A 21,552-nucleotide genomic window follows, 5' to 3' on the forward strand; every position below is an offset into this window, starting at 1 on the left:
CTTCGCTGCCCTCACAGCCGACAACAGCTCCAACCCGATGGTGCGAGACGATGTTCCCGCAGGCCAGGCGGATGAACACTTATCGCGTACGCCCGTGGCGAACGCCCACCTCACCTGCGATCGCGCCATCCCTCCCCACTAGGTATTTCTTACCCGCTCACACCGACAATCCATGCGGCGCACATCCGTCATGTCTGCTACCAGCGAACAACCTTGCGCCGGGTCGGCGCCGAATGCGCCCCGATGAACCATCACTCTTCGTATTGCCCGTACAGCTTTCCGTAACCCTTCTCGGGGATGGCAGTTGCTACGGGCATGGGACACGGCACGCTCGACTGGTACGAACGCGAGCTGGGGTGGGCCACATCCGGCCACACACCGGTGGAACTGCTCACCGGGCTGCGCTTCGACGTGCTCGACGTGCCCGCCGCCGCGGGGCTCGCGGTGCTGCGCAGGATCGCCCGCACCGGACCGGCCGCGTTGGCCGGGGAGAGGATCCTGCTGCTGGTCGCCGCGGGCAGCGCGGACGAGCTGCCAGGGCTGCTCGACTGGCTGGAATGGGGCGGTATCGAGCTGGATCTGACGGTGCGCGGCACGGGCGGACGCGTCCCCGCGCCAGTCGTCCCGGGGGAGGCCGGCTACCGGTCGGACACGGCCCCGGCCACGGCGACCGCCGGTGACCGGCACCGGCCGATGTGGCTACGGCCTCCCGAGCCGGGTCGCGAGGTGGAGCCGACACTGCCGTCGCTTTCGGTGTACGCGGGCGGCGGCGGGCCGGGCGGCACCGGCCCGGTAGGTCTGGTGCCGCTGGTTGGGGCGGTGGCCACCGAGTGCCACCGGACCCGGATCCTGTCGGCGCGGACGGATCAGCCGTGCGCCTTCTCGTACGCCTCGCGGATGGTGGCGGGGACGCGGCCACGGTCGTTGACCTCGTAGCCGTTCTCCTTCGCCCAGGCGCGGATCTTGGCGGTGTCCTGGCTGCTGCTGGCGGCGGCGCGCACGGTCCGGCCACGGCCACGGCTGCGGCCACCGGTCTTCCGGCCCGCGTCCACGTACTCCGCGAGCAGGCCGCGCAGCTTGTCCGCGTTCTCCGTGGTGAGGTCGATCTCGTACGTCGCGCCATCGAGGGCGAACGTCACGGTCTCGTCGGCCTCGCCGCCGGTGATGTCGTCAACGAGAAGGACCTGGACCTTCTGTGCCACGGGCTTCCCTTTCATCGATATGGTTCCGGGGACTCCCCGGGATAAAGCAGTACGAGAAAAGGAAACCGCTTTTCCCGGAAAAACTCAAACCCTTGGGCAGCGGTCGACCGCGCACCAGTACGGAGGTAGCGCGTTCCGCATGGCGCGATTCGGACATACCCGTACCGGGAGCGGGGCCATGCCGGTGGCAACATCTAGCGGAAAATACACCTCGGGGTGCGGCGGTCACAGATGCAAGAGCATCCGGCTGTTGCCCAGGGTGTTCGGCTTCACTCGTTCGAGACCCAGGAACTCCGCGACGCCCTCGTCATAGGAACGCAGCAGCTCGCTGTAGACATCGCCGTCCACCGGAGTCTCGCCGATCTCGACGAAGCCGTGCTTCGTGAAGAAGTCGACTTCGAAGGTGAGGCAGAAAATACGGCGCACTCCCAGCCAGCGCGCGGTCTGCAAGAGCTTGCCGAGCACCAGGTGTCCAACGCCTTTGCCGTGCTGGTCCCGCCGCACCGCAAGAGTTCGCACCTCGGCGAGGTCCTCCCACATCACGTGGAGCGCGCCGCAGCCCACCACCTCGGCGTCGGTGTCCTGTTCGGCGACCCAGAACTCCTGGATGTCCTCGTAAAGCGTCACGGTGGGCTTGTCGAGCAGGATGCGTTCGTGTACATAGCCGTCGAGCAACCGCCGGATCGCGGCCACATCACTGGTCCTGGCCCGGCGGATGGTGACGTGATTTGCGGCGCGGGGCGTTGTGGACGATGACGGCGAAGGCGCAGAGGACATAGCCGGACGCTATCGCCCGGGCGCTTCCCGGGTACCGGCGGGTTCGCCGGGAGCGGCTTCCGGCTGGACGATCCTGGACGCGTCCCGCAAGGCTTCGCGTTGTTCCGGCGACATCATGCTGAAGAACTGCACGAGAGCCGCGGCCGGGTTCTCGCTCGCGGCCCATGCCTCGTGCATCAGTGCGGCCGAGTACGCGTCCCGGGTGGAAACGGCCTCATAGCGATAGGCGCGGCCTTCGTGTTCCCGGCGGAGCATGCCCTTCTGATGCAGGTTGTCCATTACGGTCATCACCGTCGTGTAGGCGATGGACCGTTCCTGCTGCAAGTCTTCCAGCACTTCGCGGACCGTGACCGGGCGGTTCCACTGCCACACCCTGGTCATGACCGCGTCTTCGAGATCGCCCAATCGACGTGCCACAGCAGAATAGTAGTGGCAAATGTCACGGATGCGGCATTTTCAGGGCCGATTGGAGCCCCGAGACATTAACTCCGGGGCTCCGCTGAAGCGGCTTGGCGGGCCGCCTCGGCGCGGGCGAGCGCCGCGTCGACGGCGGCGTCCTCCTTGGACTTGTTGACACCACCCTGGTTCTTGATGATCGTCACGACGAGGTACGTGAAGGCCACCGCCATTACGATCGGCGGAACCAGCGCGGAGACGTAGCCCACGATTGCCTCACTCCTTCTACGGGAAACCGTGCCAAGGCTCCCAGAGTAGGCCAGTGGGTTTTCCCGTCCGGCCCCGAGGGGCCATAAGTCAGCCGATGGCGCGCCGTTCCTGTTCAGGCGTGGTGTCCCGGCGGCGCGGCGGCCAGATTTCCGCCGGGGTGGGCACCCGCCGCTCCGGGTCGGGGGATTGCGGCGGCTGCGGCGGCTCCTCGACGGGGCCGCCCGCCCGGCGGCCACCGGGGAGCGCCAGCAGCTTGCGGTCGGCCGGTCGCGCCCAGCTCCATTCCGCGGGCCTCGGGCGCGGCGTACGGCCGTCGAGCCGGGCGCGTGCGGCCCGTTCGGCGAGGTCTTCACAACGTCGGCGCATACCTTCCCTCCGGTACGACTCGGCGGGTCCGCAGGGCAGCCCGCACAACTCCCCCAGCGCGGTGAGGTCTTCGGGGCGCGGCAGATAGCCGCTGTCCAACGCCTCACCGAGCAGCTCCAGGTAGTCCGCCGCCGTGCCGGGCAGGGCCGCCCGGTACCGCGCCAGGTCGGCGCGGAGGAAGGAGCGCAGGCGGTCGCCCTCGCGAGCCGCCTCGTCCAGCGCTTCGGCGAGCCGCAGATAGTTGTGCACGGCGCCCGCCCGGTGGGCGGGCTCGGCCGGGAGTTCCGCGGTGGGTGCGGTGCGGGCGGCCTCGGCGAGGGCGCGCCGGAGCACACGCAGCTCGTCCGCGCTGAACGCCATGCCGCCTCGGGACCCGTGTGGCGTGGGCATGGCCTGACTTTACGTACTTAACGGACAAATGCCGCGCATTTGTCCGTGACGGCGCGGCGGACTGCCGCCGGACTCCGCGGTCGTGGTCGCTCACCGCCGCCGCGGTTTCCTTGTCGGGGGCAAGCCCTCGGACCCCCGAGCGCCAAGAAGCCGGGCGGCGCCGAAACCGCCGTACGCAGAAAGCCCGCCGGGAGGGCTACGTCACCGAGACGTTGCGTTCATAGACCAGGCGGAGGCCGATCAGCGTCAGCCAGGGTTCGTGGGCGTCGATGATGGAGGCCTCGCCCAGGACCAGGGGAGCCAGGCCACCCGTGGCGATGACCGTCACGTCGTCCGGGTCGTCGGCCAGCTCCCGGGCCATCCGCTCACCGATGCCGTCCACCTGGCCGGCGAAGCCGTACAGGATGCCGGACTGCATCGCCTCGACCGTGTTCTTGCCGACGACGCTGCGCGGCCGGGCCAGCTCGATCTTGCGCAGCTGCGCACCCCGTACCCCGAGCGCGTCCACCGAGATCTCGATGCCGGGGGCGATCGCGCCGCCCAGGTACTCACCGCGTGCGGAGACCGCGTCGAAGGTCGTGGCGGTGCCGAAGTCCACCACGATGCAGGGGCCGCCGTAGAGATGGACCGCGGCCAGCGCGTTGATGATGCGGTCCGCGCCGACCTCCTTGGGGTTGTCGGCCAGCACCGGAACCCCGGTCTTGACGCCCGGTTCCACCAGGACCGACGGCACGTCCCCGTAGTACCGCCGGGTCACCTCGCGCAGCTCGTGCAGCACCGAGGGGACGGTCGAGCAGATGGAGATGCCGTCGATGCCGTCGCCCAGGTCGTCGCCGAGCAGCGGGTGCATGCCCATCAACCCCTGGAGCAGCACGGCGAGTTCGTCGGCGGTGCGCCGGGCGTCGGTGGAGATGCGCCAGTGCTCGACGATCTCCGCGCCGTCGAACAGGCCGAGCACCGTATGGGTGTTGCCGACGTCGATGGTGAGCAGCATCAGTCCTGCTCCGCCCTGAAGTCCAGGCCGATGTCGAGGATCGGCGAGGAGTGGGTGAGCGCGCCGACCGCGAGGTAGTCGACCCCGGTCTCGCCGTAGGCGCGGGCGTTGTCCAGCGTCAGTCGGCCCGAGGACTCCAGCAGGGCCCGACCCGCGTTGATCGCGACCGCCTCCTCGGTCTCGACCGGGGTGAAGTTGTCCAGCAGCACCAAGTCGGCCCCGGCGTCGAGGACTTCGCGCAACTGGTGCAGGGTGTCCACCTCGACCTCGATGGGCAGCTCGGGGAACTCCGTGCGCACCGCGCGGAACGCCTCGGTGACGCCACCGGCCGCGACCACGTGGTTGTCCTTGACCAGTGCCGCGTCGGACAGCGACATCCGGTGGTTGACGCCGCCGCCGCAACGCACCGCGTACTTCTCCAGCGAGCGCAGGCCCGGAGTGGTCTTGCGGGTGTCGCGGACCTTCGCCTTGGTGCCCTCCAGCGCGTCGGCCCAGGCACGGGTGGCGGTGGCGATGCCGGAGAGCCGGCACAGCAGGTTGAGCGCGCTGCGCTCGGCGGTGAGCAGGTCGCGGGTGCGGGTGCGTACGGTCAGCAGCACCTGGTCCGCCTCGACCCGGTCGCCGTCCTCCACATGCCGTTCGACCTCGAACTCGTCGGTGCAGACCACCGACAGGACCGCCTCGGCGATCCGCAGACCGGCCACCGTGCCCGACTGGCGGGCGGTGAAGTCGCCCACGCAGACGGCGTCTTCGGGGACGGTGGCCACCGTCGTCACGTCGACGCCGTTGTCCAGGTCCTCCTCGATCGCCATGTGCGCGATGTCCTCGACCTGTACCGGGTCCAGTCCGGCGTCGGCGAGCAGCTGCGCCAGATCGGGGTCGAGGCCGCACTCCAGCGGGTCGACGTCGTACACCTCGGATTCTCCGCAGCCGCAGGCGTCACCGCAGCCTCCCGCGGCGTCGACCGGCACTTGCCCCGGGCGGCCGATCTGGAGGAGTGGCAGGTCTGGCGTGCTCATGAGCGGGGCTCCCTGTTGCTGTGGACGGGCTTGGGGAAGTCGGCGGTCGCGGTCAACGACACGGACAGCGTCCGCTCGGGGGTAAGGCGGACCACCAGGTGGCGGCGCCAGTTGGTGTCGTCGCGGTCCGGGCGGTCCTCGCGCCAGTGGCAGCCGCGGGTCTCCTCGCGGCGGCGGGCGGCGGCGACCAGCACCCGGGCGACCAGGTTGAGGTTTGTGGCCTCCCAGGTCTCCACGCAGGGTTCGGCGGTCTTCCCGTCCCGCTCCAGGTCCTCCACGGCCTGGGCGTGGATCCCCTCCAGCGCCTCGGCCGCCCGCGCCAGGCTCTCGGCGCTGCGCAGCACGCCCGCGCCGCGGGTCATCACGCGCTGGATCTCGTAGCGCGCGGAGTGCTCCAGCAGCGGGTCGCGGGACGGTCCCGGCGGCACCGGGGCACCGGCGGTCGGGGGGTTCGCCCGGATGTCGTCGGCGATCCGCTCGGCGAACACCAGCCCTTCCAGAAGGGAGTTGGACGCCAGCCGGTTCGCGCCGTGCACCCCGGTGCAGGCCACCTCACCGCACGCGTACAGACCGGGGACGGTGGTACGGCCGCGCAGGTCGGTGCGTACGCCGCCGGAGGCGTAGTGCGCGGCGGGCGCGACCGGGATGGGCTGGGTCACCGGGTCGATGCCGTTGGCACGGCAGGCGGCGAGGATGGTCGGGAAGCGGTGCGCCCACATCTCGGCGCCGAAGTGCCGGGCGTCGAGGTACATGTGCTCGGTGCCGGTCTCCCGCATGCGGCGCATGATGCCCTTGGCGACGATGTCGCGCGGCGCCAACTCGGCCAGTTCATGCTGGCCCCGCATGAACCGCACGCCGTCCGCGTCCACCAGGTACGCGCCCTCGCCGCGCACCGCCTCGGAGACCAGCGGCTGTTGGCCTTCGGCATCCGGGCCGAGCCACAGCACGGTGGGGTGGAACTGGACGAACTCCAGATCGGAGACCTCGGCTCCGGCCCGCAGCGCCAGCGCGACGCCGTCGCCGGTGGACACCGGCGGGTTGGTGGTGGCGGAGAACACCTGGCCCATGCCGCCGGTGGCCAGCACCACGGCGGGTGCGTGCACCGCGCCCACACCGTCGCGCTGCCCCTCGCCCATCACGTGCAGGGTGACTCCGGCGGTACGGCCCTCGGCGTCCGTGAGCAGATCCAGGACCAGCGCGTTCTCGATGGTCTCGATGCCCTTGCCCCGTACCGCGCCGACCAGGGCGCGGGAGACCTCGGCCCCGGTGGCGTCGCCGCCCGCGTGCGCTATCCGGCTGCGGTGGTGGCCGCCCTCGCGGGTCAGCAGGATCTCGCCGGTGTCCTGCGAGGTGTCGAACCGGGCGCCGGAGGCGATCAACCGCCTTACCGCGTCCGGACCTTCGGTGACCATGGCGCGCACCGCGGGCTCGTCGCACAGCCCGGCGCCCGCGACCAGCGTGTCGTCCAGGTGCTGCTGCGGGGTGTCGCCGTCGCCGAGGGCGGCGGCGATGCCGCCCTGCGCCCAGCGGGTGGAGCCGTCGTCCAGCTTGGCCTTGGTGACCACGGTGACCCTGGCGCCCGCGGCGGCGCAGCGCAGCGCTGTGGTCAGTCCCGCGACGCCGGAGCCGACGACGACCACGTCGGCCTCGATGGCCCAGCCGGGCGCCGGGGCGAGCAGCCGTATGCCGGTCATGGGCGGGCTCCGAACTCCAGGGGGACGTTGTCGATCAGCCGGGTGGTGCCGACCCCGGCCGCGACCGCGAGCACCGCCGGGCCGGTGTGGCCGGTCGCGACCTCGGTGAAGTCCGCCGGGTCGACCAGGGCAAGGTAGTCCACCGCCACCCCGTCGGCCGCGTCGAGTACCGCGCGGGCCGCCTTGCGTACCGCGTCCGGCCCGTCGGCGAGCGCGTCCCGCCCGGCGAACAGGGCGCGGGACAGCGCCAGGGCACGTCGCCGCTCGTCGTCGGAGAGATAGCGGTTGCGGCTGGACAGGGCGAGGCCGTCCGGTTCGCGGACGGTCGGTACGCCGACGATCTCCACACCGAAGTCGAGGTCGGCCACCATGCGGCGGATCAGCGCCAGTTGCTGGGCGTCCTTCTGGCCGTAGAAGGCGATGTCCGGACGGGTGAGGTGGAGCAGCTTGGCGACGACGGTGAGCATGCCGTCGAAGTGGCCGGGGCGCGAGGCGCCCTCGTAGCCCTCGCCCATCGGTCCGGCGGTGATCCTCACCCGCGGCTCGCCGCCGGGGTAGACCTCGTCGGTGCCGGGGGCGAACACCACGTCGGCACCGGCCTTTTCGGCGACCTTCACATCCGCGTCCAGGGTGCGCGGGTAGCGGTCGAAGTCCTCGCTGGGGCCGAACTGCAGGGGATTGACGAAGACGGTGACGACGACCTGGCCGTCCCGCACCCGCTCGCGGGCCGCGCGGATCAAGGCGGCGTGCCCCTCGTGCAGGGCGCCCATCGTCATGACGACGGCACGCGCACCGGACGCGGTGGCCGGCAGCGCGTCCAGTCCGCGCGAGGTGTGGACCAGCTCCGTCATACGTTCCCTCCATCGGCGAGCACGCCGAGCAGCGCCTCGGCCTGTTCCGCCTTCAGCATCCCGTTGGCCAGCGCCCGGTCGGCGGTCGCCCGGGCCATCGCCAGATACGAGTTGACGGCCTGCGGGGCGGCCTTGCGCAGTTCGGCGACGTGCGCCGCGACGGTGCCGGCGTCGCCACGGGCGACCGGGCCGGTGAGCGCCTGGTCGCCGGAGCGCAGCGCGTTGTCCAGTGAGGCGCCCAGCAGCGGGCCGAGCATCCGGCCGGGGTTGGCCACCCCGGCGGCGCTGAGCAGTTCGCGGGCCTGTGCCACCAGGGTGACCAGGTGGTTGGAGCCGATGGCCAGCGCCGCGTGGTAGAGCGGGCGGGCCTCCTCGGCGATCCACTCCGGTTCGCCGCCCATCTCCACCACCAGTGCCTCGGCGGCCAGCCGCAGCTCCTCGGGGGCGGTGACGCCGAACGAGCAGCCGGCCAGCCGCTGCACGTCGACGGCGGTGCCGGTGAAGGTCATGGCCGGGTGCAGCGCGAGCGGCAGCGCACCGGCGCGCAGCGCGGGGTTGAGGACGGCGGTTCCGTACCGCCCGGAGGTGTGCACCAGCAGTTGCCCGGGGCGGACGGCTCCGGTCTCGGCCAGCCCGGCGACCAGGCCGGGCAGCACGTCGTCCGGGACGGTGAGCAGGACCAGGTCGGCGCGGGCCAGCACCTCGGCGGGCTCCACCAGCGGTACGCCGGGCAGCAGTGATTCGGCGCGGCGGCGGGACGCCTCGGACACCCCGGACACGGCGACCGGCCGGTGCCCGGCCAGTCGTAGCGCGGCGGCGAGCGCCGGGCCGACCCGCCCGGCTCCGACCACACCAACGGCGAGCCGCGCCGGGCGCGACTCGGCGGACTCGGTGATTCGGTGGGTGTTCACTCGGCTGCGGCCTTCCGTTCCAGTCCGCGGGGGTACCGGACGTCTCTCATCATGCTACGCGAGACGGTTTCTCCCACCCCCCACCCGTTTTGCCTCGCGCCGTGCGCTGCGGGTGCGCGGTTGGGCCGCTTTGCCGCCCGCCCACCCGTTCGTCCTCGGCCCTCGCTTTCCGTTGCGCACGGGCGTTCGCGGGCCGGGTTGTGCCCTGTACGGGTTGTGCCCTGGACAAGAGGGCGGGCGGTCAGCGTCAGGCGCCGCCGGCTCTGACCAGGCCCGTTTCGTAGGCCAGCACGACCGCCTGGACGCGGTCGCGCAGATCCAGCTTGGTCAGGATGCGGCCGACATGCGTCTTCACCGTCGCCTCCGACAGCACCAGCCGCTGGGCGATCTCCCCGTTGGACAGCCCCTGTGCCACCAGCAGCAGCACCTCGCGCTCGCGCTCGGTGAGCCGGGACAACTCGGCGGTGGTGGGCTGGTCGCCGCTGGGCGGCAGCATCGGCGCGAAGCGGTCCAGCAGCCGCCGGGTGGTGCTGGGGGCGACCACCGCGTCGCCGCTGTGCACGGCGCGGATCGCGGCGAGCAGTTCGCTGGGCGGCACGTCCTTGAGCATGAACCCGCTGGCCCCCGCCTTGAGCGCGGCGAACGCGTACTCGTCCAGGTCGAAGGTGGTCAGGATCAGCACCCGGGGGCCGCCCGCGTCCGGGTCGTGGTCGGGGCCGCCGCAGATCCTGCGGGTGGCCTCGACCCCGTCGAGCTTCGGCATCCGCACGTCCATCAGCACCACGTCGACATCCGCGGCGCGCAGCACGTCCAGCGCCTCCGCGCCGTCGCCCGCCTCGGCGACCACCTCCATGTCCGGCTGCGCCTGGAGCACCATCCGGAAACCGGTGCGCAGCAGTACCTGGTCGTCGACGAGCATGACCCGGATCGCCATTCCCTCAGCCCTCAATCCCTCTGTTTCCACCAAATCTGACATGCCGTCAGCTAACTGGTTTGAGCGGCAGTTCCGCGCTGATCCGGAAGCCACCGCCAGGACGCGGCCCGGCGGACAGCGTGCCGCCCACCATGGCGATGCGCTCCCGCATGCCGATCAGGCCCTGACCGAGGCCGTCGGCGCCGCCCTCCTCGTACAGCTCGTGCTGCGCGCCGCGCCCGTCGTCCTCGATCAGCATCTTCAAATCGCTGTCGCCGTAGGTGAGGTGCACGGTGGCCCGCGCGTCCGGGCCGCCGTGCTTGCGGGTGTTGGTCAGCGCCTCCTGCACGATGCGGTACGCGGTCAGCTCCACCCCGCTGGACAGCGGTCGCGGAGCGCCGTCCACGGCGAAGTCCACCGGAAGGCCCGCGCCGCGCACCTGGTCTATGAGGTCGCCGAGCTGGTCCACGCCGGGCTGCGGTACGTACTCGCCGCCGCTGTCGTCCGAGGCGCGCAGCAGCCCGAGCAGGCGGCGCATCTCGGCCAGCGCCAGCCGCCCGGTCTGCGAGATGGTGGACAGCGCCTGCTTGGCCTGCTCCGGCGAGGCGTCCAGCACGTACGCGGCGCCGTCGGCCTGGACCACCATCACCGAGACGTTGTGCGCCACCACGTCGTGCAGCTCCCGGGCGATGCGGGCCCGCTCGGCGGCGACCGCGGCCTTCGACTGCGCCTCGCGCTCGCGCTGCAGCCGCTCGGCCCGCTCCTCCAGCTGCGCGTAGTAGGCGCGACGGGTGCGCAGGCTGTCGCCGATCACCCAGGCGAGGAAGAACGGAATGGTCATGAAGACGACGGCGAGGGCGATGTTGACCAGATGCCCGCTGGTCTCCGCGCTGGTCGGCCACCGCAGCTGGTACAGCCCCGCCGCGCTCAGCGATCCGACCAGCGCCAGCCTGCGGGCCCACTGAGCGCCGACCGAGGCGACCGTGTAGACGATCACCAGCATCGCGAAGTTGGCCAGAGTGGGCGTGACGCGCCAGACCAGCTGCGCGATGCCGGTGGCGATGGCCAGCAGCAGCAGCTTCTCCGGCGCCCGGCGACGCAGCGCCACGACCAGGCACAGCGCCACCGCGACCGGAAGCTCCATCAGCCGCTCACCGCGCGACCCGGACTCCGAGACGATCTGCAGCGCCCCGAACCCGAGCAGGACGAACGCCCAGAAGCTGTCGACCATGGTCGGGTGACGGCGGAGGAAGTCGTAGAGGCGCTGCACGTAACCCAGCGTAGGCACGGGTCATACGTGATGGGGTCAACCGGTAGAGCGATCCTGGGCGGCACCCGCTACTCCGCAGGGTGGATGGCTGATCAATCCACCGTCACCGCCTACGGTGGAGCGGTGACGACGCGGTGGCAGGGGTGGCGGCAGGCGACGGAGGCGGCGCTGTACGGGCCGAACGGGTTCTTCCACCGGCCCGAGGGGCCTGCCGGGCACTTCAGCACGTCCGTGCACGCCTCACCGAGGTACGCCGCCGCCGTCGCGGAACTGCTCGCGCGGGTCGACCGGGCACTGGGCGGACCGGCCGAGCTGGCCCTGGTGGACGTCGGCGCCGGACGCGGCGAGCTGCTGACCGGGGTGCTCGGGTGCGTACCGGCCGAGCTGTCCGGACGGTTGACGCCGTACGCCGTGGAGCGCGCGGCGCGGCCGGAGGGCCTGGATCCGCGGATCCGCTGGTGCGCGGAGCCGCCGCGCGGTGTGACCGGGCTGCTGTTCGCCAACGAGTGGCTGGACAACGTCCCCGTCGAGGTGGCCGAGTCCGACGAGCACGGTGTGCCCCGCTACGTCCTGGTGCGCGCCGAGGACGGCGCGCAGCGGCTGGGCGAGCCGGTGACCGGGGCGGACGCGGAGTGGCTCGACCGCTGGTGGCCGATCGCGGGCGCGCCGGGCGCCCGCGCCGAGATCGGTCGGCCCCGGGACGCGGCGTGGGCGGAGGCGGTCGGCTCGCTGGCCCGGGGGCTCGCGGTGGCGGTGGACTACGCGCACCAGCGGGCCACCCGGCCGCCGTTCGGCACCCTGACCGGCTACCGCGCCGGGCGGGAGGTCGATCCGGTGCCGGACGGCTCGTGCGATCTGACCTCGCACGTGGCGCTGGACGCCTGCGCCGCGGCGGTCGGCGAGACCGGGTGCCTGCTGCTCTCCCAACGGGAGGCGCTGCGCGACCTGGGGGTCGGCGGGGCACGGCCGCCGCTTTCCCTGGCCGCCACCGATCCGGCGGGCTATGTGCGCGCGCTGGCCGAGGCGAGCCGGGCCGCGGAGCTGACGGCCGCGGGTGGGCTGGGTGACTTCGGCTGGCTGGTGCGCTCGGTCGGCGTTCCGGTGGAGGCGGCTTTCACCACCGCGCCGCCCTCGTAGGAGACTGTCCCCATGACGGAGACGACGGTCGGCATCGGCGGCGCCGCGGAAGGCACCGACATGGTGCTCAACATCGGCCCCCAGCACCCCTCCACACACGGCGTACTGCGGCTGCGGCTGGTCCTGGAGGGAGAGCGGATCAGCCACGCCGAACCCGTCATCGGCTATATGCACCGCGGCGCGGAGAAGCTGTTCGAGGCGCGCGACTACCGCCAGATCATCATGCTCGCCAACCGGCACGACTGGCTGTCCGCGTTCTGCAACGAACTCGGCGTCGTCATCGCCGTCGAGCGGATGCTGGGCATGGAGGTGCCGGAGCGCGCGGTGTGGACGCGCACCCTGCTCGCCGAGCTGAACCGGGTGCTCAACCATCTGATGTTCCTGGGCTCGTATCCGCTCGAACTCGGCGGCATCACCCCCGTCTTCCACGCGTTCCGCGAGCGCGAGGAGTTGCAGAACGCCATGGAGGAGGTCTCCGGCGGCCGGATGCACTACATGTTCAACCGGGTCGGCGGCCTCAAGGAGGACCTGCCCAACGGCTGGCTGGGGCGGGCCCGCCAGGCCATCGCCGACGTGCGCTCCCGGATGGACGTCTTCGACCGGCTGGTGCTGGGCAACGAGATCTTCCGCGGCCGCACCCGGGGCGTCGGCCACCTCACTCCGCAGACGGTGCACGCGTACGGGGTGAGCGGGCCGATCGCCCGCGCCTCCGGCGTCGACTTCGACCTGCGGCGGGACGAACCGTACCTGGCGTACGGGGAGTTGGCGGACACCCTGAAGGTGGTCACCCGCACCGAGGGCGACTGCCTGGCGCGGTTCGAGTGCCTGCTGGAGCAGACGCACAACTCCCTCGACCTGGCGGACGCCTGCCTGGACCGGATCGCCGAGCTGCCGCCCGGGCCGATCAACCAGCGGCTGCCGAAGGTACTCAAGGCACCCGAGGGGCACACCTACGCGTGGACCGAGAACCCGCTCGGCATCAACGGCTACTACCTGGTGTCCAAGGGCGAGAAGACCCCCTACCGGCTCAAGTTGCGCTCGGCCTCGTACAACAACATCCAGGCGCTGACCGAGCTGCTGCCGGGCACGCTGGTCGCCGACATGGTGGCGATCCTCGGCTCGATGTTCTTCGTGGTGGGCGACATCGACAAGTAGCCGTCGCAAGGAGAAGGCCCGGCACCCGCTGAGCGGATGCCGGGCCTTCGGCCGCCTTGGGTACGCGGCTACTGGGCGCGCAGTACCCGAACGTCGATCTGCTCTGTCTCGTCGTGCGCCGTGAGGTCGATGACCTCGGGGTCGTCGTCGTGGTCCTGGCCCGCCCTGTGCTCGGCGTAGGCCTCGTCACCGATCACATCGGCGAGGTCGGGTGCGGCGGAGGTCTTGTGCACGCCGAAGAAGTCGAAGCCGCCCTGCGGGCGCTTGGCCGCCGTGCCCCGGGCCTGTGCGTAGGGCAGTACGGCGGCCGAGGCCGGGACGAGGCGCGGCTGCTCGGGGAGCGGCGCGTGGTCCTCGGCGGTGGTGGCCCGCGGCGGCACGGCCGGGGCCCGGTCCTCCGCCTTGGCGGCTTCGGCGGCGCGCTGCCTGGCGGCGTTGCGCTCGAAGTTGCGCAGCGCGTTGGCGGCCTTCAGATACGCGGCCGGGGACACCGAGCTGCCGCCGGACGGCGTCGCGGAGGCGATGGCGCCGCGCGGTACGGCGGCCTCGATCGCCAGCCTGCGGCGGCTCTCCAGGGCGCGGGCCCGCTCGCTCTCGGCGGTGGCGTACCGGCGCAGCAGGTCCGCGTGCTCTCCGCGCAGTCGGGACAGCTCGCCGCGCTTGGCGCGCAGCGCGCTCTCCAGTCGGCGGCGGATCTCGCGGGACTCCTCCACGTCGGTTTCCAGTTCGGCTATGCGCTCGTCGGTGCGCCACTCGTCGCGCACCCGGGCGGCGGTCAGCTCGGCGACCCGCTTGCCCGCGGCGCGGTCCCAGCTGCGCAGCAGCACCGCGCCGGCGCACGCGGCGGCGGCCGCCGCGGTGACGAGCGCACGCAGGACGACCGCATGTTCACCACTGGGACTGAACCAGGCACCTACGGCCAGGGCCGTGGCCGACCCGGCGACCGTCAACGGGGGAAGGAGCCTGTGCAGCGGCGGTGAATGGCGGTGTCGTCCACGTGGCATGGCTTGAAACCTAGCGTGCGAAAGAGGCCAGTGGGAGGGGACTGCCCGATTCGTCCCTTCCTGTTCTGTCACATATCGGATTGATCTTGCTCAACTCTTGATCAATCCCTTCGATTTGAGGTAATCCGTGGCGACATCCGACGGCTTCTTCCGCTCCGCGTCCACCTGTTTGTCGAGCGCGGTGAGATCGGCGGTGGTGAGCACCTTCGTCAGCCTGTCCAACGCCTCGGCGATCTGCGGCGATCCCGCGTGCTTGGCGTTCACCACCGGCAGCACGTTGTCGGCGTTCTGGACCTTCTTGTCGTCCTGAAGCAGGACCAGGCCGAACTGGTCCAGGGTCGCGTCGGTGGTGGTGGTCAGCACCAACTGGTCGGCGCCGTCCTTGACCGCCTGCTTGGACTGCGGGGTGCCCACGCCCTTGGGGTCGATGCCGGTCACGTCGATGCCGTAGGTCTGCTTCAGTACCGGCTCGCAGTACGGCCGGTCCGGGCACTCGTCCCCGGCGGCCAGCTTCACCGGCAGCTTGGACCTGCCCAGATCGCTGAGCGTCTTCAGATGGTGCTGGTCCGCGAACGCCTTGGCCACCGCGAACGCGTTCTGGTCCACCGCGTCGCCGGCGGCGAGCACCTTCAGCCCGCGCGGCCCGGCGAGCCTGGTCAGGGCGGCCACGGTCGCGGTCACGTCGGAGGAGGCGACCGGCTTGGCCTTCGAACCGTTCACCTTGGCGTTGAGGAACTCCGCCAGCGTCGCCGCGTACTCCGGGACCACATCGATCTGCCCCTTCTCCAGGGCGGGTTCGTACAGCTCGCGGTTGTTCAGCGTCTGGACCGACGTGGAGTACCCCGCGTCGCCGAGCACCTTCGCGTACAACTGCGCCAGGACCGCGCTCTCGGTGAACCCGGCGGAGCCGATCACCAGCGAGCCCTTGCCGCCGGGCCCGGAGGACGGGCTGCCGCCGTTCTGCTCCAGGCTCTTGCCACCGCAGGCGGACACTCCCGCGGCCAGTACCACCACGGCCGAGGCCGCGCCGACGGCGCGTATGCCGCGCAGACCCTTGCTCATTCGGTTACCCATCTCTTAGGCGTTCCACGGGAGTTGACGAACCGGCGACCGACGCGGCGCCGGTGCCGCAGCGGGTCGGCGATCCGGGACGCGACCGCGAACGCGCCCTCGACCAGCAGCGCGAGCACCGCCACCAGCAGCGCGCCCGCCACCACCTGCGCGGTGTCATAGCGGTTGAACCCGGCCGTGATCAGCCGGCCCAGGCCGCCGCCGCCCGGCAGCGCGGCGAGCGTGGCGGTCGCCACCACCTGCACCGCGGCGGTGCGCACCCCGGTCATGATCAGCGGAAAGGCCAGCGGGAGCTCCACCCGTACCAACAACTGCCCGCCGGTCATCCCCATGCCGCGGGCCGACTCCACCACGTCCCGGTCGACCTCGCGCATACCGACGTAGGCGTTGGTCAGCACCGGCGGAACCGCGAACAGCACCAGCGCGATGATCGTCGGCCACTGCCCGTACCGCCCCAGCGGGCTGAGCACCAGCAGCACCAGCACCGCGAACGTCGGCACCGCGCGCCCGGCGTTGGAGATGTTGACGGCCAGCGCACCGCCCCGACCGAGATGGCCCAGCAGCAGCCCGACCGGCAGCGCGATGGCACAACTGATCACCAGACACACCGCGGTGAGGTACAGGTGCTCCCCCAGCCGGTGCCAGACGCCGTCCGCTCCGGCCCAGTTGGCGCCGGTGGTCAGCCAGGCCCACGCTCCGGTGACCGCGCCCATCACACCGCCGCCTTCCCGGCTCGCATCCGTATTCGGCGTCCGGCACGCGCGGGCCTTCGTCCCCGCGTCCACGGCGTGAGCAGCCGCTGCGCGCCGAGCAGCAGCAGATCGGCGGCGATCGCCAGCACCACGCAGATCGCCGAGGCGGTGAGCACCTGGGCCTTGAACAGACTGTTCATGCCCTCGTAGATGAGGTTGCCCAGCCCGCCGTAGCCGACGATGGCGCCGACCGTGGTGAGCGAGACCGCCGAGACCGTGGCGATGCGCAGCCCCGCCATCACCGCGGGCAGCGCCAACGGCAGCTCGACGCCGAACAGCAGCCGCAGCGGCCCGTACCCCATCCCGCGGGCCGCCTCCCGGGCGTCCTCGGGCACCGACTCAAGCCCCGCCAGTATGTTGCGCACCAGGATCGTCAGCGAGTACAGCACCAGACCGGTGACCACCACCGCGGCCGAGATGCCGAAGACCGGCAGCAGCAGTGAGTACATCGCCAGCGACGGCACCGTGTAGAGCACCGTGGTGAAGCCCAGCACCGGCCCGGCGGCCGGGCGCCAGCGCCGGGCCACCAGCGCCAGCGGAAAGGCCAGCAGCAGCCCGATCGCCACCGAGACGCCGGTGATCCACACGTGTTGCAGCGTGGCGTCGGTCAACTCCTGGGCCCGGGAGCGCACATACTCCCCGCAGATCCAGTCGTTCGCCGCCAAGCAGTCCGCACCGGCCATCTCGCTCACCTCCCCCGTCTATCCCGCAGCGCGGGCCCAATGCCTGGTTCGGGCGCTGGTTTCGCCCGACACCCCTTCCACACCCACCCGCGTTCGATGTCTGACGACCCTAACCCGAGGCACCGACAATCGCCCGGGGCCGTCACACGGCGGCAACGCCGCCTTCACAACTCGCGTGCAGTGTCGGCGGGGCGGGGTACGGTCGAAAGCACCGGCCATCGCGGCACCACGAGCCGACCCAATGAGGACGCATGATCCGATTCGAGCACGTCACCAAGGGCTACCCGGACGGCACCGTCGCCGTGGACGACCTTTCCTTCGAGGTCGCCGAGGGCGAACTGGTCACGCTCGTCGGTCCGTCCGGCTGCGGCAAGACCACCACCATGAAGATGGTCAACCGGCTCATCGAGCCCACCAGCGGCCGGATCCTCCTCGACGGCGAGGACATATCCACCCTCGATCCGGTGGCGCTGCGCCGCCGGATCGGCTACGTCATCCAGCAGGTCGGCCTGTTCCCGCACAAGACCGTGCTGGAGAACACCGCTACCGTTCCGCATCTGCTCGGCTGGCCGCGCCGCAAGGCCCGCGAGCGCGCCGCCGAACTGCTCGACCTGGTCGGCCTCGACCCGGCCACGCACGGCGAGCGCTATCCCGACCAGCTCTCCGGCGGCCAGCGGCAACGGGTCGGCGTGGCCCGCGCGTTGGCCGCCGATCCGCCGGTGCTGCTGATGGACGAGCCGTTCGGCGCGGTCGACCCGGTGGTCCGCGAGCACCTGCAGTCCGAGTTCCTCCGGCTGCAACAGCAGGTGCGAAAGACGATCCTGTTCGTCACCCATGACATCGAGGAGGCGGTACGGCTCGGCGACCGGATCGCGGTCTACGGCAGCGGGCGGATCGAGCAGTTCGACACCCCCGCGACCGTGCTGGGCGCCCCGGCCACCCCGTACGTGGCCGACTTCGTCGGCTCCGACCGGGGGCTCAAGCGGCTCTCGGTCACTCCCATCGAGTCGGATGACCTCGAACAGCCGCCCGTGGTACGGCTGGACGACTCGGCCCCGCAGGCCGCCCGGCGGCTCGCGGACGAGGGCGCCCGGTGGGCGGTGGTGCTCGACGGGGACGGCGCGCTGCACGGCTGGGTCGCCGCCGACACGCTCGGGGAGGGGGCGGTGCGCGATCACGCGCGGCGCATGGAGGCGTGGCTTCCTGTGGGTGCCAGCCTGAAGCGGGCGTTCAGCGCGATGCTCCAGCATGACGCGGGATGGATCGCCGTCCTCGACGGCGACCGGTTCCTCGGCGTGCTCACGCCCGGGCGGTTGCACGTGGCGCTGCGGCGCTCGGTGGGAGCGGGCTTGCGGGACGTGGCCCGGGCCCAGGTGGAGTTGGAGACGGTGCCGGGAGCGTGAGGAGGCTTCTCCCTCCTGCATGCCCGTCGGCCAATTGGTGGGGTGCGTCTGGCAACGCCGGTCAGCGCCGTCGTGGTCGCTCGCCGTTGCGGCGGGACCTGCCCGGCGCTCCGCCCCCCTCGTTCCGTCAGCTGTCGTCTTCCGGGAGGCGGCAGATGCGTTCCAGCCACATCGCGGCCGCGCAGACCGCGATGCCGGTCAGCACGGACAGGCCGGCGTACACGGCCTGGTCGTGACGGGCCGGGGTGCCGATCGGCGAGGTCAGCAGGAGGGCTCCGACGCCGCCGTAGAGTCCGGCCACCAGGGCGGCGACCAAGGCGCTCGCATGGCCGAAGACCACCGCGCGGGCCGCCACCAGCGGGTCCACCCCCTTGGCCCCCGGGCGCCGCTCACGCTGGGCGCGCAGCCTGGCGCGCAGCGACAGCGCCGCGGCGGCCAGCACCACGGCGATCAGCCCGAGCACGATGGGCGCCGCGGCCGGCACACCGGGCAGCGTGCCCAGCGAGTCCCACATCCGGGCACCGGCCCACCCCAGCACTACGGCCACCAGGAACAGCCCGCCCAGCACCCGGAACCGAAGCTGCTTCAACAAGGTCTCCTCATCACGACGTCGCCCCCAACCCGAAGGGCAACGTCTACTCCGGCAGGCGCAGTTCCACGTCCGAGCGCGGTGTCACGCCCTCCCGGCCGACGTGCGCCAGCAGTTCCTCGACCGGTCCACGGCCCGGCAGTTCGGCCGCCGGGTCCACGTCGTGCCACGGTACGAGAACGAACGCCCTCTCGTGGGCGCGCGGGTGCGGAAGGGTGAGCAGCGGGTCGGTGGAGACCACGTCCTGATAGGAGACGATGTCCACATCGATGGTGCGCGGGCCCCAGCGCTCGTCCCGTACCCGGACGAACGCCTCCTCGATGGCGTGGGCGCGCTCCAGCAGCGAGCCCGGCGGGAGGGTGGTCTTCACCAGCACCACGGCGTTGAGGTAGTTGGGCTGGCTGCCCGGCTCAACGCCCCACGGCTCGGTCTCGTAGACCGGGGAGACCGCTTTGACCCGCATGCCGGGCGTGTCGGCGAGGGCGTCGATCGCGCCCTGGAGCGTCTCCAGCCGGTTGCCGAGATTGCTCCCCAGCGAGACCACCGCCCATTTGGGGTTGTGCAAGGTCGTGTCGGCGGCATCGACGCGCTCCTCCACGGAGGCGGGTACCGGCTGGACGGTGGGGTCGGAACTCACGGGCGCCTCCTATGGATGGTGATGGTCACGTCGTCAAACGGAACGTCGATCGGGGCATGCGGCTTGTGCACGGTCACCTCGACCTCCCGCACCGGCGGGTGGGTCAGGCACTGGGTGGCGATGCGCTCGGCGAGCGTCTCGATGAGGTTGACCGGCTCTCCCTCGATGACCCGTACGACCTCCTCGGCCACCACGCCGTAGTGCACGGTCTTGGTCAGGTCGTCCTCGGCGGCGGCGGGCGCCGTGTCGAGCCCGAGCACCAGGTCCACCAGGAAGTCCTGGCCGTTCTCCCGTTCCTCGGGGAAGACCCCATGGTGCCCGCGGCCCTTCAAGCCGCGTAGCGCGACGCGATCCACGAGACACCACTCCTGCTGGTCGTCGGACAACGGTCTTAGGTCCCGCCGATCATGTACGGGCCCGCCCGGTTCGAGGCCCCACGTCGGAACCACGAGTCGAAGCTACATATCGAATCTACCTGCGAGCACCGACAACCCTTGCTAACGGGGTGCCGTGCGACGCCTCGGGAGCGGCGCCGACCGCCAGGCGACGCCCGCATTGCAGGCGCCCTTACCCGACACTCGGGCGGCCACTCCTACATTGGGAAGTTCTTGGCTCGAACGGGTGGCTGGCCGTGTTCCGGCTGACCGCCGGCCACCCCACGGCCACCACCCGTACCGCTAGACGCCCGCGGCACCGTCCCCGTACTCGTCGTCCTCCTCGTCCTCGGTCTCCTCGGCCATCACCGGAGACCCGTGGTGCGACCACAGCTTCCAGCCGCCCGAGGTGTGCCGGAACACGTTCGTGGCCACCACCAGGCCGCCGACCAGCTCGCCCGCGGAGCCGTCCGGCTGGGCGGGCCCGCCGCTGAGGATGTTCTCGCTACAGGTCACCAGCGCGGTGTCGCCCGCCACCGCGACCTCGACGTCGGTGAGGAAGAACTGCATGTAGTCGGTGTTCGCCATGATCAGCGCGTACGACCGCAGTACGTGCCCGCGCCCGCGCAGCACCGGCCACCCCGGGTGCACCACGGTCACCGAGTCCGCCAGCGGGCCGTCGAGCAGGATCTCCTCCAGAGCCGCCAGGTCGCCGGACTCCACCGCGTCGTAGAAGTCCTGGTTGACGCGCTCGACCGCCTCCCGCTGGTCGTCTGGTCCGATGGTCACACGGCACCCTCGATCGCCCGGGCAACCCGTACCGCGTCGGCGGTCGGCCGCACGTCGTGCACCCGCACCGCCCAGGCGCCCTCGCGGGCGGCGATGGCCGAGACGGCCGCGGTCGCCGCGTCCCGCTCACGGGCGGGCGGCGGGTCGCCCCCGTCACCGGCGAGCACCCGGCCCAGGAACCGCTTGCGGGAAGCGGCCACCAGCAGCGGACGGCCCAACTCGCGCAGCCGTTCCAGATGCGCCACCAGCGCCAGGTCGTGTTGGGCCTCCTTCGCGAAACCGAGCCCCGGGTCGATCACAACGCGCTCCGGGTCGACGCCCGCCGCGACCACGGCGTCAAGGCGCTGCCGCAGTTCGTCCACCACCTCCGCGGTGACGTCCTGGTAGACCGCCCGGCTGATCATGTCGATGCTGGCGCCGCGCCAGTGCATCACCACGAACGGGATACGGGCGGCGGCGGCCATCGGCACCATGGCCGGGTCGGCGAGGCCGCCGCTGACGTCGTTGACCAGCCGCGCACCGGCCTCGACGGCGCGCTCGGCGACCGACGCCCGCATGGTGTCCACGCTCACCAGCGCCCCGGCGGCGGCCAGTTCCCGTACCACCGGGATCACCCGGCGGATCTCCTCCGCCTCCTCGACCCGCCGTGCCCCCGGCCGGGTGGACTCACCGCCCACGTCGACCAGGTCGGCGCCGGAGGCGATCAGGTCGAGGCCGTGCTTGACGGCGAGTTCGGGGTCGAACCACAAACCGCCGTCGGAGAACGAATCGGGCGTGACGTTGACCACGCCCATCACCGCGCACCGGTCCCATTCGGGCAGACCGGCCACCCGGCCTCGCACATTCACCATGCCCCAAAGCGTAGGGCCGGTCCCCCGTTTCGGGAGACCGGCCCACAGGAGCCC

The 21,552-nt window shown here is 71.6% G+C and carries 25 protein-coding genes; 4 read left to right on the forward strand and 21 right to left on the reverse strand.

What is annotated here, in order from left to right; all coding sequences use genetic code 11:
• Window positions 1-297 precede the first annotated feature (297 nt).
• Window positions 298-936, forward strand: a complete 639-nt coding sequence (locus P3G67_RS23545; protein WP_276095248.1) for an SCO3374 family protein — start codon at window positions 298-300, stop codon at window positions 934-936.
• Here the strand turns inward: P3G67_RS23545 and P3G67_RS23550 are convergent.
• The 12 genes from P3G67_RS23550 to P3G67_RS23605 form a co-directional block, all read right to left on the reverse strand.
• The gene (locus P3G67_RS23550; protein ID WP_269857820.1) at window positions 867-1,202 is read right to left on the reverse strand and encodes a histone-like nucleoid-structuring protein Lsr2; all 336 of its coding nucleotides are present in this window, start codon (window positions 1,200-1,202) and stop codon (window positions 867-869) included. The two genes, P3G67_RS23545 and P3G67_RS23550, sit on opposite strands and share 70 nt — an antisense overlap.
• Before the next feature lie 225 nt (window positions 1,203-1,427).
• Window positions 1,428-1,979, reverse strand: a complete 552-nt coding sequence (locus tag P3G67_RS23555) for an amino-acid N-acetyltransferase (protein WP_276095249.1) — start codon at window positions 1,977-1,979, stop codon at window positions 1,428-1,430.
• Between the two features lie 9 nt (window positions 1,980-1,988).
• Entirely contained in the window at window positions 1,989-2,396 is a 408-nt protein-coding gene (locus P3G67_RS23560; RefSeq protein WP_255932763.1) for a BlaI/MecI/CopY family transcriptional regulator, read from the reverse strand.
• Between the two features lie 65 nt (window positions 2,397-2,461).
• Complete coding sequence (locus tag P3G67_RS23565) at window positions 2,462-2,644, reverse strand: hypothetical protein (RefSeq protein ID WP_276095250.1); 183 nt, start codon at window positions 2,642-2,644, stop codon at window positions 2,462-2,464.
• Between the two features lie 88 nt (window positions 2,645-2,732).
• Complete coding sequence (locus P3G67_RS23570; RefSeq protein ID WP_276095251.1) at window positions 2,733-3,401, reverse strand: hypothetical protein; 669 nt, start codon at window positions 3,399-3,401, stop codon at window positions 2,733-2,735.
• A 196-nt stretch (window positions 3,402-3,597) separates the two neighbouring features.
• The gene (locus P3G67_RS23575; RefSeq protein ID WP_269857824.1) at window positions 3,598-4,395 is read right to left on the reverse strand and encodes a type III pantothenate kinase; all 798 of its coding nucleotides are present in this window, start codon (window positions 4,393-4,395) and stop codon (window positions 3,598-3,600) included.
• Window positions 4,395-5,414 (reverse strand): carboxylating nicotinate-nucleotide diphosphorylase, encoded by a 1,020-nt coding sequence (gene nadC, locus P3G67_RS23580; protein WP_276095252.1) that lies wholly within the window; start codon window positions 5,412-5,414, stop codon window positions 4,395-4,397. The genes P3G67_RS23575 and nadC overlap by 1 nt, the downstream gene beginning before the upstream one ends.
• On the reverse strand, window positions 5,411-7,108 hold the full coding sequence (locus P3G67_RS23585) for an L-aspartate oxidase (protein WP_276095253.1): 1,698 nt from the start codon (window positions 7,106-7,108) through the stop codon (window positions 5,411-5,413). The genes nadC and P3G67_RS23585 overlap by 4 nt, the downstream gene beginning before the upstream one ends.
• Window positions 7,105-7,959, reverse strand: a complete 855-nt coding sequence (gene panC / locus P3G67_RS23590) for a pantoate--beta-alanine ligase (protein ID WP_276095254.1) — start codon at window positions 7,957-7,959, stop codon at window positions 7,105-7,107. The genes P3G67_RS23585 and panC overlap by 4 nt, the downstream gene beginning before the upstream one ends.
• Window positions 7,956-8,870: a Rossmann-like and DUF2520 domain-containing protein gene (locus P3G67_RS23595; protein ID WP_276095255.1), complete on the reverse strand. Its 915-nt coding sequence runs from the start codon at window positions 8,868-8,870 to the stop codon at window positions 7,956-7,958. The genes panC and P3G67_RS23595 overlap by 4 nt, the downstream gene beginning before the upstream one ends.
• 247 nt (window positions 8,871-9,117) lie before the next feature.
• A complete protein-coding gene (locus P3G67_RS23600; RefSeq protein WP_276095256.1) occupies window positions 9,118-9,804 on the reverse strand; it encodes a response regulator in 687 nt (228 codons plus the stop codon).
• Window positions 9,805-9,850: 46 nt separating this feature from the next.
• On the reverse strand, window positions 9,851-11,053 hold the full coding sequence (locus P3G67_RS23605) for a sensor histidine kinase (protein WP_276095257.1): 1,203 nt from the start codon (window positions 11,051-11,053) through the stop codon (window positions 9,851-9,853).
• 123 nt (window positions 11,054-11,176) lie between these two features.
• Here P3G67_RS23605 and P3G67_RS23610 point away from each other — a divergent pair, with 123 nt between their 5' ends.
• Window positions 11,177-12,190: an SAM-dependent methyltransferase gene (locus P3G67_RS23610; protein WP_391858330.1), complete on the forward strand. Its 1,014-nt coding sequence runs from the start codon at window positions 11,177-11,179 to the stop codon at window positions 12,188-12,190.
• A gap of 12 nt (window positions 12,191-12,202) precedes the next feature.
• Window positions 12,203-13,345, forward strand: coding sequence for an NADH-quinone oxidoreductase subunit D (locus P3G67_RS23615; RefSeq protein ID WP_269857832.1), 1,143 nt, complete (start codon window positions 12,203-12,205; stop codon window positions 13,343-13,345).
• Window positions 13,346-13,413: 68 nt separating this feature from the next.
• Here the strand turns inward: P3G67_RS23615 and P3G67_RS23620 are convergent, their stop codons facing one another.
• From P3G67_RS23620 to P3G67_RS23635, 4 genes are all read right to left on the reverse strand, one after another.
• A complete protein-coding gene (locus P3G67_RS23620; protein ID WP_276095259.1) occupies window positions 13,414-14,349 on the reverse strand; it encodes a hypothetical protein in 936 nt (311 codons plus the stop codon).
• 90 nt (window positions 14,350-14,439) lie between these two features.
• Entirely contained in the window at window positions 14,440-15,411 is a 972-nt protein-coding gene (locus P3G67_RS23625; protein WP_276095260.1) for an ABC transporter substrate-binding protein, read from the reverse strand.
• Complete coding sequence (locus P3G67_RS23630; protein ID WP_276095261.1) at window positions 15,408-16,133, reverse strand: ABC transporter permease; 726 nt, start codon at window positions 16,131-16,133, stop codon at window positions 15,408-15,410. The genes P3G67_RS23625 and P3G67_RS23630 overlap by 4 nt, the downstream gene beginning before the upstream one ends.
• Complete coding sequence (locus tag P3G67_RS23635) at window positions 16,133-16,855, reverse strand: ABC transporter permease (protein WP_269857925.1); 723 nt, start codon at window positions 16,853-16,855, stop codon at window positions 16,133-16,135. The genes P3G67_RS23630 and P3G67_RS23635 overlap by 1 nt, the downstream gene beginning before the upstream one ends.
• A 251-nt stretch (window positions 16,856-17,106) precedes the next feature.
• On the opposite strand from P3G67_RS23635, the gene P3G67_RS23640 reads away from it, so the two are divergent.
• The gene (locus tag P3G67_RS23640) at window positions 17,107-18,258 is read left to right on the forward strand and encodes an ABC transporter ATP-binding protein (protein ID WP_276095262.1); all 1,152 of its coding nucleotides are present in this window, start codon (window positions 17,107-17,109) and stop codon (window positions 18,256-18,258) included.
• A gap of 127 nt (window positions 18,259-18,385) precedes the next feature.
• Here the strand turns inward: P3G67_RS23640 and P3G67_RS23645 are convergent, their stop codons facing one another.
• From P3G67_RS23645 to folP, 5 genes are all read right to left on the reverse strand, one after another.
• The gene (locus tag P3G67_RS23645; protein ID WP_276095263.1) at window positions 18,386-18,847 is read right to left on the reverse strand and encodes a DUF3180 domain-containing protein; all 462 of its coding nucleotides are present in this window, start codon (window positions 18,845-18,847) and stop codon (window positions 18,386-18,388) included.
• 46 nt (window positions 18,848-18,893) lie between these two features.
• Window positions 18,894-19,484, reverse strand: a complete 591-nt coding sequence (gene folK / locus P3G67_RS23650; protein WP_269857838.1) for a 2-amino-4-hydroxy-6-hydroxymethyldihydropteridine diphosphokinase — start codon at window positions 19,482-19,484, stop codon at window positions 18,894-18,896.
• Window positions 19,481-19,840 carry a dihydroneopterin aldolase gene (gene folB, locus P3G67_RS23655; RefSeq protein ID WP_276095264.1) on the reverse strand — a complete coding sequence of 120 codons (360 nt, stop codon included), beginning with the start codon at window positions 19,838-19,840 and terminating at the stop codon, window positions 19,481-19,483. Before folB ends, folK begins: the two co-directional genes overlap by 4 nt.
• Window positions 19,841-20,161: 321 nt before the next feature.
• Complete coding sequence (locus tag P3G67_RS23660) at window positions 20,162-20,641, reverse strand: nuclear transport factor 2 family protein (RefSeq protein ID WP_391858331.1); 480 nt, start codon at window positions 20,639-20,641, stop codon at window positions 20,162-20,164.
• Between the two features lie 2 nt (window positions 20,642-20,643).
• Complete coding sequence (gene folP, locus P3G67_RS23665; protein WP_276095266.1) at window positions 20,644-21,498, reverse strand: dihydropteroate synthase; 855 nt, start codon at window positions 21,496-21,498, stop codon at window positions 20,644-20,646.
• Window positions 21,499-21,552 lie beyond the last annotated feature (54 nt).

Origin of the sequence: Streptomyces silvisoli (assembly GCF_029269905.1) — a bacterium.
GTDB classification, from domain to species: domain Bacteria; phylum Actinomycetota; class Actinomycetes; order Streptomycetales; family Streptomycetaceae; genus Streptantibioticus_A; species Streptantibioticus_A silvisoli_A.

What these genes read in the sequence shown, in the direction of transcription:
- P3G67_RS23545 (WP_276095248.1), top strand. Translation starts at nt 298, where the DNA reads ATGGCAGTTGCTACGGGCATGGGACACGGCACGCTCGACTGGTACGAA.
- P3G67_RS23555 (WP_276095249.1), bottom strand. Translation starts at nt 1,979, where the DNA reads ATGTCCTCTGCGCCTTCGCCGTCATCGTCCACAACGCCCCGCGCCGCA.
- P3G67_RS23570 (WP_276095251.1), bottom strand. Translation starts at nt 3,401, where the DNA reads ATGCCCACGCCACACGGGTCCCGAGGCGGCATGGCGTTCAGCGCGGAC.
- P3G67_RS23575 (WP_269857824.1), bottom strand. Translation starts at nt 4,395, where the DNA reads ATGCTGCTCACCATCGACGTCGGCAACACCCATACGGTGCTCGGCCTG.
- nadC (WP_276095252.1), bottom strand. Translation starts at nt 5,414, where the DNA reads ATGAGCACGCCAGACCTGCCACTCCTCCAGATCGGCCGCCCGGGGCAA.
- P3G67_RS23585 (WP_276095253.1), bottom strand. Translation starts at nt 7,108, where the DNA reads ATGACCGGCATACGGCTGCTCGCCCCGGCGCCCGGCTGGGCCATCGAG.
- panC (WP_276095254.1), bottom strand. Translation starts at nt 7,959, where the DNA reads ATGACGGAGCTGGTCCACACCTCGCGCGGACTGGACGCGCTGCCGGCC.
- P3G67_RS23600 (WP_276095256.1), bottom strand. Translation starts at nt 9,804, where the DNA reads ATGGCGATCCGGGTCATGCTCGTCGACGACCAGGTACTGCTGCGCACC.
- P3G67_RS23615 (WP_269857832.1), top strand. Translation starts at nt 12,203, where the DNA reads ATGACGGAGACGACGGTCGGCATCGGCGGCGCCGCGGAAGGCACCGAC.
- P3G67_RS23620 (WP_276095259.1), bottom strand. Translation starts at nt 14,349, where the DNA reads ATGCCACGTGGACGACACCGCCATTCACCGCCGCTGCACAGGCTCCTT.
- P3G67_RS23625 (WP_276095260.1), bottom strand. Translation starts at nt 15,411, where the DNA reads ATGAGCAAGGGTCTGCGCGGCATACGCGCCGTCGGCGCGGCCTCGGCC.
- P3G67_RS23630 (WP_276095261.1), bottom strand. Translation starts at nt 16,133, where the DNA reads ATGGGCGCGGTCACCGGAGCGTGGGCCTGGCTGACCACCGGCGCCAAC.
- P3G67_RS23635 (WP_269857925.1), bottom strand. Translation starts at nt 16,855, where the DNA reads ATGGCCGGTGCGGACTGCTTGGCGGCGAACGACTGGATCTGCGGGGAG.
- P3G67_RS23640 (WP_276095262.1), top strand. Translation starts at nt 17,107, where the DNA reads ATGATCCGATTCGAGCACGTCACCAAGGGCTACCCGGACGGCACCGTC.
- folP (WP_276095266.1), bottom strand. Translation starts at nt 21,498, where the DNA reads ATGGTGAATGTGCGAGGCCGGGTGGCCGGTCTGCCCGAATGGGACCGG.